The 14126-nt window shown below is 72.1% G+C and carries 14 protein-coding genes and 1 rRNA gene; 12 read left to right on the top strand and 3 right to left on the bottom strand.

The window, feature by feature from the left end; translation table 11 throughout:
- The first annotated feature begins 112 nt into the window (after positions 1–112).
- From rrf to RBJ65_RS38465, 3 genes are all read left to right on the top strand, one after another.
- Positions 113–229: ribosomal RNA gene (gene rrf / locus RBJ65_RS38475) — 5S ribosomal RNA — on the top strand.
- A 32-nt stretch (positions 230–261) separates the two neighbouring features.
- Entirely contained in the window at positions 262–1335 is a 1074-nt protein-coding gene (locus RBJ65_RS38470) for a hypothetical protein (RefSeq protein ID WP_306323995.1), read from the top strand.
- Positions 1227–1967: a tetratricopeptide repeat protein gene (locus RBJ65_RS38465; protein ID WP_306323988.1), complete on the top strand. Its 741-nt coding sequence runs from the start codon at positions 1227–1229 to the stop codon at positions 1965–1967. The genes RBJ65_RS38470 and RBJ65_RS38465 overlap by 109 nt, the downstream gene beginning before the upstream one ends.
- Positions 1968–2035: 68 nt before the next feature.
- Here the strand turns inward: RBJ65_RS38465 and RBJ65_RS38460 are convergent, their stop codons facing one another.
- The gene (locus RBJ65_RS38460) at positions 2036–3337 is read right to left on the bottom strand and encodes a DUF1015 domain-containing protein (RefSeq protein ID WP_306323954.1); all 1302 of its coding nucleotides are present in this window, start codon (positions 3335–3337) and stop codon (positions 2036–2038) included.
- Between the two features lie 72 nt (positions 3338–3409).
- On the opposite strand from RBJ65_RS38460, the gene RBJ65_RS38455 reads away from it, so the two are divergent.
- Complete coding sequence (locus RBJ65_RS38455; protein ID WP_306323955.1) at positions 3410–4477, top strand: HAD hydrolase-like protein; 1068 nt, start codon at positions 3410–3412, stop codon at positions 4475–4477.
- 50 nt (positions 4478–4527) lie between these two features.
- Here RBJ65_RS38455 and RBJ65_RS38450 read toward each other — a convergent pair whose 3' ends face one another.
- A complete protein-coding gene (locus RBJ65_RS38450; protein ID WP_306323956.1) occupies positions 4528–5346 on the bottom strand; it encodes a siderophore-interacting protein in 819 nt (272 codons plus the stop codon).
- 63 nt (positions 5347–5409) lie between these two features.
- On the opposite strand from RBJ65_RS38450, the gene RBJ65_RS38445 reads away from it, so the two are divergent.
- The 3 genes from RBJ65_RS38445 to RBJ65_RS38435 all read left to right on the top strand — a co-directional run bounded on the left by RBJ65_RS38445 (position 5410) and on the right by RBJ65_RS38435 (position 8410).
- Positions 5410–6456 carry an iron ABC transporter permease gene (locus RBJ65_RS38445; protein WP_306323957.1) on the top strand — a complete coding sequence of 349 codons (1047 nt, stop codon included), beginning with the start codon at positions 5410–5412 and terminating at the stop codon, positions 6454–6456.
- Entirely contained in the window at positions 6453–7517 is a 1065-nt protein-coding gene (locus tag RBJ65_RS38440) for an iron chelate uptake ABC transporter family permease subunit (RefSeq protein ID WP_306323958.1), read from the top strand. The genes RBJ65_RS38445 and RBJ65_RS38440 overlap by 4 nt, the downstream gene beginning before the upstream one ends.
- A 65-nt stretch (positions 7518–7582) precedes the next feature.
- Entirely contained in the window at positions 7583–8410 is an 828-nt protein-coding gene (locus RBJ65_RS38435; RefSeq protein WP_306323959.1) for an ABC transporter ATP-binding protein, read from the top strand.
- Here the strand turns inward: RBJ65_RS38435 and RBJ65_RS38430 are convergent.
- On the bottom strand, positions 8394–8741 hold the full coding sequence (locus RBJ65_RS38430; protein WP_306323960.1) for an SCP2 sterol-binding domain-containing protein: 348 nt from the start codon (positions 8739–8741) through the stop codon (positions 8394–8396). The two genes, RBJ65_RS38435 and RBJ65_RS38430, sit on opposite strands and share 17 nt — an antisense overlap.
- Before the next feature lie 42 nt (positions 8742–8783).
- Here RBJ65_RS38430 and RBJ65_RS38425 point away from each other — a divergent pair, with 42 nt between their 5' ends.
- The 5 genes from RBJ65_RS38425 to RBJ65_RS38405 all read left to right on the top strand — a co-directional run bounded on the left by RBJ65_RS38425 (position 8784) and on the right by RBJ65_RS38405 (position 14123).
- The gene (locus RBJ65_RS38425; RefSeq protein ID WP_306323961.1) at positions 8784–9053 is read left to right on the top strand and encodes a hypothetical protein; all 270 of its coding nucleotides are present in this window, start codon (positions 8784–8786) and stop codon (positions 9051–9053) included.
- A gap of 6 nt (positions 9054–9059) precedes the next feature.
- A complete protein-coding gene (locus RBJ65_RS38420) occupies positions 9060–9875 on the top strand; it encodes a TlyA family RNA methyltransferase (RefSeq protein ID WP_306323962.1) in 816 nt (271 codons plus the stop codon).
- Positions 9872–10801 carry an NAD kinase gene (locus tag RBJ65_RS38415; RefSeq protein ID WP_306323963.1) on the top strand — a complete coding sequence of 310 codons (930 nt, stop codon included), beginning with the start codon at positions 9872–9874 and terminating at the stop codon, positions 10799–10801. The genes RBJ65_RS38420 and RBJ65_RS38415 overlap by 4 nt, the downstream gene beginning before the upstream one ends.
- Positions 10802–10964: 163 nt before the next feature.
- Positions 10965–12689: a DNA repair protein RecN gene (gene recN, locus RBJ65_RS38410; RefSeq protein ID WP_306323989.1), complete on the top strand. Its 1725-nt coding sequence runs from the start codon at positions 10965–10967 to the stop codon at positions 12687–12689.
- A gap of 303 nt (positions 12690–12992) precedes the next feature.
- On the top strand, positions 12993–14123 hold the full coding sequence (locus RBJ65_RS38405) for a glycosyltransferase family 4 protein (protein WP_306323964.1): 1131 nt from the start codon (positions 12993–12995) through the stop codon (positions 14121–14123).
- Positions 14124–14126 lie beyond the last annotated feature (3 nt).

Genomic DNA, 14126 nt, shown 5'->3' with positions numbered 1-14126 from the left:
TTCCCAGACAACGAACAGTTGTGCTGGCAGAACAGTTTCACTTATTCAACTGAAGAGTGTGCTAGTTCGCCGCCCTGTTCACATGTCCCTTTTGAGGGATGTCTGAAAGGGTTTCGGTGGTCATAGCGTAAGGGAAACGCCCGGTTACATTTCGAACCCGGAAGCTAAGCCTTACAGCGCCGATGGTACTGCAGGGGGGACCCTGTGGGAGAGTAGGACGCCGCCGAACAATTCTTGAGAGGACCCTTGGTCCCGGCACACATGCTGGGGACCAAGGGTCCTTTTTGTATTTACAGAGCTCTTCTCGGAGCGCGCCGGTACCCCGGTTGCGCGAGAATGACTGCGGTACCGAAGACAGGAGTCGACCGATGGCCACCAACTCTCCCGACGATCGACCGGAGCGCGATCAGCGCCGCCGGGACAGTGGTGACCGGGGCGGGTACCGCAGCAACAGTGGTCCGCGCCGTGACCGGCGCGATGGCGACCGCGAGCGTCCTTCCTACCGTCGTGATGACCGCGACCGGCGCGATGACCGCGATCGTGGGCCGCGCCGCGACGACCGCCGTGATGACCGGCGGGACTTCCGGCGCGACGACCGGGACCGTGGGCCGCGTCGCGATGACCGCCCGTACGGCGACCGTGACCGTGATCGCGACCGGGGCCGGCCTTCGTACCGTCGTGATGACCGCGACCGGCGCGATGACCGCGATCGTGGGCCGCGTAGGGATGATCGCCGTGATGACCGGCGGGACTTCCGGCGTGATGACCGGCGTGACGACAACCGTGGTGGCGGTTTCCGTGACCGGCGTGATGATCGTGACCGTGGGCCGCGTCGCGACGACCGCCGTGACGATCGGCGGGACTTCCGGCGGGACGACCGGCGGGACGACCGGCGGGACGACAACCGTGGCGGTGGCTTCCGTGACTGGCGTGACGACCGTCCGTACGGTGACCGCGATCGTGGGCCGCGTCGCGACGACCGTCGTGATGACCGGCGGGACTTCCGGCGTGACGACCGGCGGGACGACAACCGTGGTGGCGGCTTCCGTGACCGGCGGGACGACCGCGACCGTGGGCGTGGGCCGCGGCGTGACGACCGGGGTGGGCGTCCCGGTGGGTTCCGTGGTGGGCGGGACGACCGGCGGGGGGACCGTCGTGACGACCGGCGGGGCGGTGGGCCCCGGTTCAGGGACGAGCGGGAGCGGGACCGGGAGCCGATCAAGCGGCTGCCGATTCCGGAGGACGTCTCGGGGGCCGAGCTCGACAAGGACGTACAGCAGGAGTTGCAGTCCCTGCCGAAGGGGCTCGCCGAGGACGTCGCGAAGAACCTTGTGATGGTGGCGCGGCTGATCGACGAGGACCCGGAGGGCGCCTACGCGTACTCCAGGATCGCGCTGCGGCTCGCCTCGCGCGTGGCCGCCGTGCGGGAGGCCGCGGGCTTCGCCGCGTACGGGAACCAGAAGTACAGCGAGGCGCTCGCCGAGTTCAGGGCCGCGCGGCGGATGACCGGGAACGTGGATCTGTGGCCGCTCATGGCCGACTGCGAGCGTGGGCTCGGGCGGCCGGAGAAGGCGCTCGACATGGCCGGGGCGCCCGAGGTGTCGAAGCTGGACAAGGCCGGGCAGGTCGAGATGCGGCTCGTCGCCGCCGGTGCGCGGCGTGACATGGGGCAGCTCGACGCCGCCATCGTGACGCTGCAGAGCCCCGAGCTCGCCTCGAACTCCAGCCAGCCGTGGACCGCGCGACTGCGCTACGCGTACGCCGACGCGCTGCTCGAGGCCGGCCGCGAGGACGATGCGCGCGAGTGGTTCGCGAAGGCCGTCGAGGCCGACAAGGACGGCAGCACCGACGCGTCCGACCGGCTCGCCGAGATGGACGGCGTCGAGTTCGTCGACGCCTTCGACGACAGCGAGGACGACGGGGCGCCGGCCCCCGAGGGTGCGGGCGCTGAGCGCGACGACAAGTAGGTGTGAGTGACGCGTGGGCGGGTTCCCCCGGAGGGGAGCCCGCCCACGCGTCGTTTCTCAGGCGTTTCTCAGGCGTCCGTCAGGGTGCGCAGGACCAGGCCCGTGGCCGGCTTCGGGCCGAAGGACGTGGACTTACGGGGCATCGTCACGCCCTGTTGGGCGAGGTCGCGGACGACCTCCTCGCGGACCGGGTGCATCAGGACGGCCGTGCCGCCGTCGCGGCGTGCCTTGTCGACCGTCGCCGCCGTGTCGTGGATGTACGAGACGTCGGCGGGGGAGTCCTCGGGGATCTCCCAGACGTGGTCGAGGAGCGTGGAGTGCAGGACCGTCGCGTCCAGCGTGCGCCAGGCCTCGGGGCGGTCGGCAGGGATCGTACGGTCCAGGAGCGCCGGGTCGGGGCGGTCCAGGAGGTGGTACGTGTCCTCGGTGCCGGTCAGGAGGAAGGCGTTGCCTTCGGACGCGGCCTGGGCCAGGGCGTCCATCGCGTGCGGCAGGGGGCCCGTGACCTCGCGGACACGGAAGTGCGGGCGGGCCGCCGCCAGCGCCCGGTCGAGGGGGAGGCGGCCCATGAGGCGGTGGATGGCGCGGACCCGGAGGGGGTAGCGGGCCGTGTCGACCAGGAGGACCAGGCCGTAGTCCCAGGGGGTGCGGCCCGGCGCGGTGTGTTCGGTACGCAGCCGCAGGTAGGTGGCCCAGCGGTGGTGGCCGTCCGCGATCAGGGCCTGGTGGGCGGCGAGGTCGCCCTGCACCTGGCGCTGGTCCTCGGGGTCCGTGAGGGACCAGAGGCGGTGGCTGTAGCCGTCCTCGGTGGTCGTGGAGAGGAGCGGGGCGCGCTGGACCGTGCGTTCGATGACGGCGGTGGCGCCGGTCGCGTTGCCGTTGCCGCGGTACGTCAGGAGGAGCGGTTCGAGGTTCGCGGCCGTCGTGCGCATCAGGCCCGCGCGGTCCTCGACCACGTGCGGCATCACGTCCTCGTGGGGGAGGACCACGCCTTCGGACGCTTCGGAGAGGTGCAGGGCGCCGATGATGCCGCGTTGCAGGACATCGCCGTTGCGCTGCTCGTATACGTAGAGGGCCGGTTCGGTGTCGGGGGCGAGGACGCCCTCGGTGAGCCAGCGGTGCAGGGTGGCGGCCGCCAGGTCGTTGCGGGCCTGGGGTTCCACGGCCTGCGGCAGGATCAGGCGGACGATGTTGTGCGGGTCCGCGTTCTCCAGGTGGTGGAGTCCGTCGGGCCGTACGACTACGTCGTACGGGGGCGAGGTCACGGCGGCGAGGCTGCCGACCCGTTCGGGAACATAGCGGACACCCCGGAACGGAATCAGGTCCAGGCCGTTGCTGCCTGTCTGAGCCGTGCGACCCCCAGTTTTCATCCCCGCATCCTACGAGTGTCAGTGGCGTGGGGGATGATCGGGGGAGTGGGATCGAGCGAGGAGCGATGCGGAATGAGCCAGGGCGAGAGTGCGGGGGCGGCGGCCGGCGGAGCGGTTCGGGTGCGGCCCGGGGGCAGCGAGCGGGCGCTGAGCGAGGTGTACGACACCGCGCTGCTCGATCTCGACGGGGTCGTGTACGCGGGTGGGCGGGCCATCGCGCATGCCGTGGAGTCGTTGGCCGTGGCGCGCGAGGGCGGGATGGGGCTCGCGTATGTCACCAACAACGCGCTGCGCACGCCGGACGCCGTCGCCGAGCACCTGACCGAGCTGGGGATTCCGACCGGGGCGGATGACGTCATTACGTCGGCGCAGGCTGTCGCGCGGCTGATCAGTGAGCAAGTGCCCAGTGGCGCGCGGGTGTTGGTGATCGGTGGTGAAGGGCTGCGCGTCGCGCTGCGGGAGCGGGGGCTCGTGCCGGTGGACTCCGCGGATGAGGATCCGGCGGCCGTGGCACAGGGGTACGGCGGGCCCGACATGGCGTGGGGGAGGTTCGCCGAGGCTTGTTATGCCATTGCGCGCGGGGTGCCGTGGTTCGCGTCCAATACCGATCTGACGATTCCGAGTGCGCGGGGCATCGCGCCGGGGAACGGGGCGGCGGTGGAAGTCGTCCGGATCGCGACGGGGGCGGAGCCGCGGGTCGCGGGGAAGCCGTTGCCGCCGATGCATCGGGAGACGGTTCTGCGGACCGGGGCGGAGGCTCCGCTGGTGGTGGGGGATCGGCTCGACACGGATATCGAGGGGGCGTTCAACGGGGGTGTGGATTCGCTGCTGGTGTTGACCGGGGTGACGGATGCGGGGCAGTTGTTGGCAGCGGAGCCGCGGCATCGGCCGACGTATGTGGATGTCGACTTGCGGGGGTTGTTGGTCGGGCAGCCGGAGGTTGTCGAGGTGGGGGGCGGGGACGTCGGGTTCCGGTGTGGGGGGTGGAAGGCCTTTGCCGGGGACGGGGAGCTTCGGTTGGAGGGGGACGGTGCGGCGATTGATGGGTTGAGGGCGTTGTGTGCGGTGGCGTGGACGGTTGCCGGGGACGGGGTTTGTGGGTTGGAGTCGGGGAAGGTGGTCGCGCGGCTGGGGTTGTAAGGGCGGGCGCGTCCGAGGAGTCGCCCCCGCCGCCCCGCCCCGTCCTGCTTCTATGCCGCTTCGGCGTTGGTCATGAGGGTGTCTTCGGAGGTGCCCTTGCGCCAGTAGCCGGAGAACTTCACGCGGTTGCGGTCCATGGAGCGGGCTGTGACCAGGTGGCGGCGGATGGCCTTCACCGTGGAGGATTCGCCGGCCACCCAGGCGTAGGGGAGGCCCTCGGGGAGGGTCGACTCGCGGAGGGCTTCGACCGGGGAGGTGGTGGGTGGGAGCCAGGTGATGGTGGTGTGCGGGCGGTTCGGGGTGAGGGGCTGGGGGGCGCCTTCGATCCAGGCGTGGACCGGGAGGGAGTGGGGCAGATGTTCCAGGATGGCCGCCACCGCCGGGAGCGCCGAGCCGTCGGCCGTCAGGAGGACCCAGTCCGTGTCCGGCGGCGGGCGGAAGTCGTACGCGGCGTTCTCCTCGACGACCGGGCCGAGGACCGAGACGCGGTCGCCCGGCCGGGCGCGCAGGGCCCAGCGGGAGGCCGGGCCCGAGTCGCCGTGGACCGCGAAGTCGACGGTCAGCTCGGCGGTGGGGGCGGTGCGCAGGTCGCGGATCGTGTACGTGCGCATGATGCCGCGGGTGGCGGGGTTGAGGGCCTGCCAGGCGGGGTACCAGTTGCCGTCGCTGTTGTCGGGGACCTGCGGGGCCTGCTGGCCCGGCGCCGGCAGGAAGAGTTTGATGCGCTGGTCGCGGCCCGCCGACTCCATGCGGGACAGGTCCGCGCCGCCGAAGACCACCCGGATCATCGAGGGGGTGAGGCGGGAGGCGCGCAGGACGTGCAGGTCGAAGAGGTCGAAGGGGGGCGTGGAACGTGAGGCAGGAGTCATGGGAGATGCTTCTCTCCGGGCAGCGGGATGTGGCCGAATTGCAGGGTAGGCTAACCTAACCTCGTGTTGGTCGACAGTCCCCCCGAAGCCAGCGCGGTGACCACTCCCGCGCCCCCCGACCGCCGTGCGCTGATACGCACCGTCGGGTTGCTCGCGTCTGTCCTTGTGCTGGTGGCGGTGCTGGTGGCGAGTATCGCCGTCGGCGCCAAGCCGCTCTCTCTCGACCAGGTCTGGCACGGCCTGTTCCAGGACACCGGGAACTACGCGGACGTGGTGGTCGGGGAGCGGGTCTCGCGCACGCTGCTCGGGCTCCTCGCCGGAGTCGCGCTCGGCCTCGCAGGCGCCGTGCTCCAGGCGCTGACCCGCAATCCGCTCGCCGACCCCGGCATCCTCGGCATCAACATGGGCGCGTCGGCCGCCGTCGTCTCCGCCATCAGCTTCTTCGGGGTGACCTCGCTCAGCGGCTATGTGTGGTTCGCGTTCGCGGGGGCTGCTGCCGTGGGGGTGCTCGTGTACGCGCTCGGGGGCACCCGGAACGCGACGCCCGTGCGGCTCGCGCTCGCCGGTACCGCGATCAACGCGGCGCTCTCCGGCTATCTCTACGCGGTGATGATCACCGACGACATGGCCCTCAACCGGATGCGGTTCTGGCAGGTCGGCTCGCTGGCCACCGCCACCATGCACACCATCGAGCAGGTGTGGCCGTTCATCGCCGTCGGCGCTCTCCTCGCGCTCGGCCTCGCCCGGCCGCTCAACGCCATGGCCATGGGCGACGACACCGCCCGCGCGCTCGGCGCCCACCTCGGCCGCACCCGCGCCCTCAGCATGATCGCCGCGACCCTGCTGTGCGGCGCGGCCACCGCGGCCTGCGGCCCGATCGCCTTCGTCGGCCTGATGGTGCCGCACATGGTGCGCTCGTTCACCGGCCCCGACATGCGCTGGATCATGCCGTACGCGGCGGTTCTCTCGCCCGTGCTGCTGCTCGGCGCCGACGTCGTCGGCCGCGTCGTGGCCCGTCCCTCCGAGCTCCAGGTCGGCATCATCACCGCCGTCATCGGCGCGCCGGTCTTCATCGTGCTCGTACGTCGCCGAAGGATGGCCCAGCTGTGAACGCGACCGAAACCAAGCCGCGTACGCGCAGCACCAAGGCGATACGCACCCCGGGCGGGCTCTCCGTCCGGCTCGACGTCCGCTCGGCCGTCGTCGTGGTGATCCTCCTCGTGGCGGCGCTCGCCGCGAGCGTGTTCCTCATCGGCACCGGCGACTTCCCGATCCCGGTCTCCGACGTGCTGCGCACCCTCGCGGGCAACGGCAACGCGGGGCAGGAATTCATCATCAACGACCTGCGGCTGCCGCGGGTCCTCGTCGGACTGCTCGTCGGCGCGGCGCTCGGCCTGTCCGGCGCGCTGTTCCAGTCCGTGTCCCGCAACCCGCTCGGCAGCCCCGACGTGCTCGGCCTCGGGCAGGGCTCGACCGCGGGCGCGCTCGTCATGATCGTGATCTTCGGGGGCAGCGCGGGGCAGGTCGCGATCGGCGCGCTCGTCGGCGGCCTCGTCACCGGCCTCGCGATCTACGTACTCGCGTGGAAGCGGGGCGTGCACGGCTACCGGCTCGTCCTCGTCGGCATCGGCGTATCCGCCTTCGTCACCGCGGTCAACGGCTATCTGCTCACCAAGGCCGACTTCGTGGACGCCGCCCGCGCCACCGTGTGGATGACCGGCTCGCTCAACGGCCGCGACTGGACGCAGGTCTGGCCGCTGCTGATCATGTTCGTCGTCCTGATCCCGCTGGTCGCCGCGTACGCGCGTCCGCTGCGGATGCTGGAGATGGGCGACGACGCGGCGGGCGGCCTCGGCGTCGGCGTCGAGCGCACCCGGCTGCTGCTGCTCACGGCCTCCGTCGTCCTGACGGCCGCAGCGACCGCCGCCGCGGGCCCGGTCACCTTCGTGGCGCTCACCGCCCCGCAGATCGCCCGGCGCCTGACCAAGTCGCCGGGGCCGAACCTCGCGGCGTCGACCATCCTCGGGGCGGCCCTGCTGATCGTCGCCGACCTGGTCTCGCAGCGGGCGTTCGGAGCCGACCAGCTGCCCGTCGGTGTCGTCACCGGCGTCGTCGGCGGCGTCTACCTGCTGTGGCTGCTCGTCACCGAGCGGAAGGCGGGGCGGATATGACCTCTCGTAGCGGACATGGCCCGCACCCCTCTCGTACGAACCGGACGCACCAAAGGAGCACCGCAGTGAACAGGCTGATAGCCGACGACGTGACCCTCGGATACGACCAGCGCGTCATCGCCGAGAAGCTGTCGGTGGAGATCCCCGACAACTCGTTCACGGTGATCGTCGGCCCGAACGCCTGCGGCAAGTCCACGCTGCTCCGGGCCCTGTCGCGGATGCTCAAGCCGAGCGCGGGACGCGTCCTGCTCGACGGCGGCGTCATCCAGTCGATGCCCGCGAAGAAGGTCGCCAAGACGCTCGGCCTGCTGCCGCAGTCGTCGGTGGCGCCCGACGGGATCACCGTCGGCGACCTCGTCGCCCGCGGCCGCTACCCGCACCAGGGCCTCCTTCGCCAGTGGTCCTCCGAGGACGAGCGGATCGTGCAGGAGTCGATGGCCTCGACCGGCGTCGGCGAACTCGCCGACCGGTACGTCGACGAGCTCTCCGGCGGCCAGCGCCAGCGCGTGTGGATCGCCATGGCGCTCGCCCAGCAGACGCCGCTGCTGCTGCTCGACGAGCCGACGACGTACCTCGACATCCAGCACCAGATCGACGTCCTCGACCTCTGCGCCGAGCTGCACGAGGAGCAGGGGCGCACGCTCGTCGCCGTGCTCCACGACCTCAACCACGCCGCCCGCTACGCCACCCACCTCATCGCCCTGCGCGACGGCGCGGTGATCGCCGAGGGCGCGCCCAAGGACATCGTGACGGCGGAGCTCGTCGAGCGGCTCTTCGGCATGAAGTGCCAGGTCATCGACGACCCGGAGACGGGGACCCCGCTGGTGGTGCCGGCCGCGCGCAAGGCGCGCCGCAAGACGGAGGCGGGCGCGGTCGCTACAGCAGCGTCCTGAGCCGCAGCAGGTCGCGGAACGAGGCTTCGAGCTTGACGCGCCCGGAGGCCCACGCCTTCGCGAAGTTCAGCTCGCCGTTCACCATCGCCACCAGGTCGTCGCCGGTCATGGCGAGCCGGATCTGCGCCTTGTACGCGGGCGGCCCGGCGTATGTGTCGTGCACCGCGATCCGGCCGTCCGTGAGACGGCCGGAAAACGTCACGTCCAGGTCGGTGATGCGGCAGGTCACGGAGCGGTCCAGGGCCGTTGCCGCGCGCACGTCGCCTTCGGCCCCCGCCATGTTGTCCGAGAGTTTTTCGAGTGCCGCCCGGCACTCCTCCGTCGTCGCCATCGCGATCGACGGTACACCGGGCTTCCGAGGTAGCGTCTGGGCATGAGCGAGACGCCCACCGAGGCCACCGACGTGCCGGAACCCGCAGAGGAACCGTCGTACGACCCCGCCGCCCCCGCCCCCCTCGGCATCGAGCGCACCCCCACGGACAACGCCGAGGTGGACGCGCAGCTGGAGCGGCTCGGCGATGTGGACCACCTCGCGGCGGACGGACACGTCGAGGTGTACGAGGATGTACATCAGGGCCTGCGGAACGCGCTGACCGCGCTGGACGCAGGGTCCTCCCCGTCTCCGTCTGACTTCAGGAGCTGAACCACCGTGGCAGGTGTGGCACGTCGCCGCCTCGACGCCGAACTCGTCCGCCGGAAGCTGGCCCGCTCGCGCGAGCACGCGAGCCAGCTGATCGCCGCCGGGCGGGTCAGCGTCGGCAAGACCGTCGCGACGAAATCCGCGACACAGGTGGAGACGGCCGCGGCGATCGTCGTCAAGGACGACGAAGGCGACCCCGACTACGTCTCGCGCGGCGGGCACAAGCTCGCGGGCGCGCTGGAGGCGTTCGGGCCGCAAGGGCTCGTGGTGAAGGGGCGGCGCGCGCTCGACGCGGGCGCCTCGACCGGAGGCTTCACCGATGTGCTGCTGCGGGCCGGGACGGCGCACGTCGTCGCCGTCGACGTCGGCTACGGACAACTCGCCTGGTCACTGCAGAGCGATGAACGCGTCACCGTCAAGGACCGTACGAACGTACGCGAATTGACGCTGGAGGCGATCGATGACGTACCCGTCGACGTGGTCGTCGGTGACCTGTCCTTCATCCCGCTCGGCCTTGTGCTGCCCGCCCTCGCGCGCTGCGCGGGACCGGACGCGGACCTCGTGCTGATGGTCAAGCCACAGTTCGAGGTGGGCAAGGAGCGGCTCGGCAGCGGCGGCGTCGTACGCAGCCCGCAGCTCCGGGCCGAGGCGGTGCGCACCGTCGCCGACCAGGCATGGAAGCTCGGGTACGGCGTGCGTGGCGTGACCGCGAGCCCCCTGCCGGGACCGTCGGGGAATGTCGAGTACTTTCTGTGGCTGCGTGCCGGGGCGGATCAGCTGGACCCGGCCGACGTAGATCGCGCAGTTGCGGAGGGCCCCCGTTGACAACGCTGACCCAGCGGCCGAACACCCCAGCCCGTACGGTTTTCCTGCTCGCCCACACGGGCCGGCCCGCTGCCGTCCGCAGCGCCGAACTCGTCGTACAGGGGCTGCTGCGCAGCGGCCTCGGCGTGCGGGTCCTGGAGACGGAGGCGCAGGACCTGCCGGTGCCCGACGCCGTGGAACTGGTGAAGGAGTCGGAGGCGACGCCCTCCTGCCTCGACGGCTGCGAACTCCTCATCGTGCTCGGCGGGGACGGCACGCTGCTGCGCGGCGCCGAGTTCGCGCGGGCGTCCGGGGTGCCGATGCTCGGCGTGAACCTGGGGCGCGTCGGCTTCCTCGCGGAGGCGGAGCGGGACGACCTGGACAAGGTCGTCGACCGCGTCGTCACCAAGGAGTACGAGGTCGAGGAGCGCATGACGATCGACGTCGCCGTGCACCGCAACGGCGACGTCGTGCACCGCGACTGGGCGCTCAACGAAGCGGCCGTACAGAAGATCGAGCCCGAGCGGATGCTGGAGGTCGTCCTCGAGATCGACGGTCGGCCGGTCACCGGCTTCGGCTGCGACGGGATCGTGTGCGCGACGCCGACCGGGTCGACGGCGTACGCGTTCTCGGCGGGCGGGCCGGTCGTGTGGCCGGAGGTCGAGGCGCTGCTCATGGTGCCGATCAGCGCGCACGCCCTGTTCGCCAAGCCGCTCATTACGTCGCCGGACTCGGTGCTCGCCGTCGAGGTGCAGCAGCACACGCCGCACGGGGTGCTGTGGTGCGACGGGCGGCGCACGGTGGAGCTGCCGCCGGGGGCGCGGATCGAGGTGCGGCGCGGCGAGGTGCCGGTGCGGCTCGCACGGCTGCACCACGCGGTGTTCACGGACCGGTTGGTGGCGAAGTTCGCGCTGCCGGTGGCGGGGTGGCGGGGAGCTCCGCACTGACCGGGGTGGAGCGCGCCGCCGTGCCGACCGGCACGTTCGAGTGACGGCGGCGTGAAGGTTTGTCGCCGCATCTGGCCTCCGACCTGCGGATACGGTGCCGGGGGCCAGGGTCCGTCGCAAGGACGGCCTCCGACCTCGTAAGGTCAGAGGCGTGTTGGAGGAGATGCGGATACGGTCGCTCGGAGTCATCGACGACGCCGTGGTGGAGCTTTCGCCCGGGTTCACGGCGGTGACCGGTGAGACGGGCGCGGGCAAGACCATGGTCGTCACCAGCCTCGGCTTGCTGCTCGGCGGGCGCGCCGACCCCGCGCTCGTACGGATCGGCGCGAAGAACGCCGTGGTCGAGGGGTGCGTCGCGGTGCCCGCCGACTCGGGTGCGCTCGTGCGGGCCGAGGAGGCCGGGGCCGAGCTGGAGGACGGGGTGCTGCTGCTCAGCCGCACCGTCTCCGCCGAAGGGCGTTCGCGGGCGCATCTGGGCGGGCGGTCCGTGCCGGTGGGTGTGCTGAGCGAACTCGCCGACGATCTCGTCGCCGTGCACGGCCAGACCGACCAGCAGGGCCTGCTGAAGCTCGGCCGGCAGCGGCAGGCGCTCGACCGGTACGCGGGGGACGCCGTCGCCGCGCCGTTGGCCAAGTACACGGCCGTGTACAAGCGGTTGAGGGCCGTCGGCGCGGAGCTGGAGGAGATCACCACGCGCGCCCGTGAGCGGGCGCAGGAGGCGGATCTGCTGCGCTTCGGGCTCGAGGAGATCGGCGCCGTGGAGCCGCGGGCCGGCGAGGACGTGGAACTGGCCGAGGAGGCGTCCCGGCTCGGGCACGCGGAGGCGCTGGCCTCGGCGGCGGCGGCCGCGCACGCCGCGCTCGCCGGAAACCCGGAGGACCCGGAGGGGGTCGACGCGCAGACGCTGGTGGGTGGCGCGCACCGGGCCCTGGAGGCGGTGCGCTCGCACGACTCGGCGCTGGGCGCGCTCGCGGAGCGGATCGGCGAGGTGCAGATCCTGCTGACCGATGTCGCCGCCGAACTCGCGGGGTACGCCGACGACTTGGACGCGGATCCGCTGCGGCTTGCCGCGGTGGAGGAGCGGCGGGCGGCGCTCACGGCGCTGACGCGCAAGTACGGCGAGGACGTGACGGAGGTGCTCGCGTGGGCCGAGAAGAGCGCGGCGCGGCTCCTCGAACTCGACGGTGACGACGAGCGGATCGACGAGCTGACGGCCGAGCGCGACGCGCTGCGCGGCGAACTCGGCGTACTGGCACAGGAACTGACGCACGCGCGCGTGGAGGCGGCCGACCGCTTCGCGGCGGCGGTAACCGAGGAACTCTCCTCGCTCGCGATGCCGCACGCCCGGGTGTCCTTCGACATCCGGCAGACGGAGACGGACGCGGCGGACGGCGTCGAGGTCGGCGGCCGGAACGTGTCCTGCGGACCGCACGGCGTCGACGAGGTGGAGTTGCTGCTCGCGCCGCACCCGGGGGCGCCGCCGCGGCCCATCGCGAAGGGCGCGTCCGGCGGTGAACTGTCGCGCGTCATGCTCGCGGTGGAGGTCGTCTTCGCGGGCAACGACCCCGTACCTACGTATCTCTTCGACGAGGTCGACGCCGGTGTCGGCGGCAAAGCCGCGGTCGAGATCGGCCGCCGCCTCGCCAAGCTGGCGAAGTCCGCGCAGGTCGTGGTCGTCACGCACCTGCCCCAGGTCGCGGCGTTCGCCGACCGGCAGTTGCTGGTCGAGAAGACCAACGACGGCTCCGTGACGAGCTCCGGCGTGACCGTGCTCGAAGGGGAGGACCGGGTACGCGAGCTGTCGCGCATGCTGGCCGGCCAGGAGGACTCGGAGACGGCGCGGGCGCACGCGGAGGAGCTGCTGGCGACGGCGCGCGACGACGGGTGACGTCGCGGCTGCGGCTGCGGCTGCGGCTGCGGTTGGCCGGGGCTGTTGCGCGGCACCGTACGTCAGTATCGGGTTCATCAACTCACCCATGTGAGTGGTCCGGTGTGCCGTGTTGCCCAGGCCCGTGCGGTGCGGGACTGTGGCCGGTGCCGGAGTGGTCGTGCGGACTGGCATTCTGGGTCTGACGGTGTACGTACCCCTGAGCCCGTACTCTCCGTATACCGATGCCTTCCGAACACTGACGCCTTCCGAACGCCTTCCGTACCTACTGAGTTCGCCGATACCCACCAGGAGTCCGGCCGCGTGATCCACCCCAGCAGCCAGTCAGCGCACGGAAAGGCGGCGCTGCGTACCGTGCAGGTGGTGGGCGGCGGCAGTGCGGGCAGCAGTGCTCATGTGCGGTCCTTGACCGAGGGGTTGGTGGCACGGGGGGTGCGGGTGACGGTCTGCGCGCCGATGGCGGCCGAGCGGGCGTACGGGTTCGCGGAGGCCGGCGCGCACCACCTTCCGGTGCCGCGCCGCAGCGACCCGGCCGCCGTCGCCGCGCTCCGCGCCGCCTGCGCCGACGCCGACCTGGTGCACGCGCACGGGCTGCACGCCGCGCTGCGCGCCTCCCTCGCGCTCAGCGGCCGCCGCGTCCCGCTCGTCGTCACCTGGCACACCCGCTCGTCCGCCGAGGGCACCCGCGCCCACCTTTTGCGCGTGCTGGAGCGGCGTGTGGCCAGGGCGGCGGCCGTGGTGCTCGGCACCTCCTCCGACCTCGTGGACCGGGCGCGGGCGCGCGGCGCGCGGGACGCCCGGCTCGCCGCGGTGTCGCTGCCGCCGCCGCGCGGACCGCTCCCGGAGGGCGAGGAGGCCGAGCGCACCCGCAACAAGACGCGGGCCGAACTGGGCTGCGTGGACCGGCCGTTGCTGATGGCCGTCGGCGGCCTGGAGCGGGGGCGCGGGTACGACGTGCTGCTCGACGCCGCGCACGAGCTGCTCGCGCTCGACCCCGTGCCGCTGCTGGTGATCGCGGGGGAGGGGCCGGAACGGGGCGCGCTGCAGCGGCGCATCGAGGACGAGGGCCTGCCGGTGCGGCTCGCGGGGCGCCGCGACGACGTCGCCGAGCTGCTGCACGCCGCCGATGTCGCGGTGCTGCCGAAGAGCTGGGAGCCACGCTCGCTGCTCGCGCAGGAGGCGCTGCACGCGCGCGTGCCGCTCGTGGCGGCGGATGCCGGAGGCGTCGACGAACTCGTCGGTGACGGCGCCGAGTTGGTTCCGCACGACGATGCTGCCGCGCTCGCCCACGCCGTGCGGCGGCTGCTCGACGACCCCGCGCGGCGCGAGCGGCTCAAGGAGCGGGGCGCCGCGCAGGCCGCGACCTGGCCGACCGAGGACGCGACGGTTGCCCAAGTCCTCAGTGTCTACGATGAGTTGACGGGCTTTCACTGAACC

The organism is Streptomyces sp. KL109B, from assembly GCF_030766935.1.
In the GTDB taxonomy this organism is placed as follows: domain Bacteria; phylum Actinomycetota; class Actinomycetes; order Streptomycetales; family Streptomycetaceae; genus Streptomyces.
The sequence above is the reverse complement of the archived record's forward strand: the minus strand, read 5'-3'. Positions and strand labels throughout refer to the sequence as shown.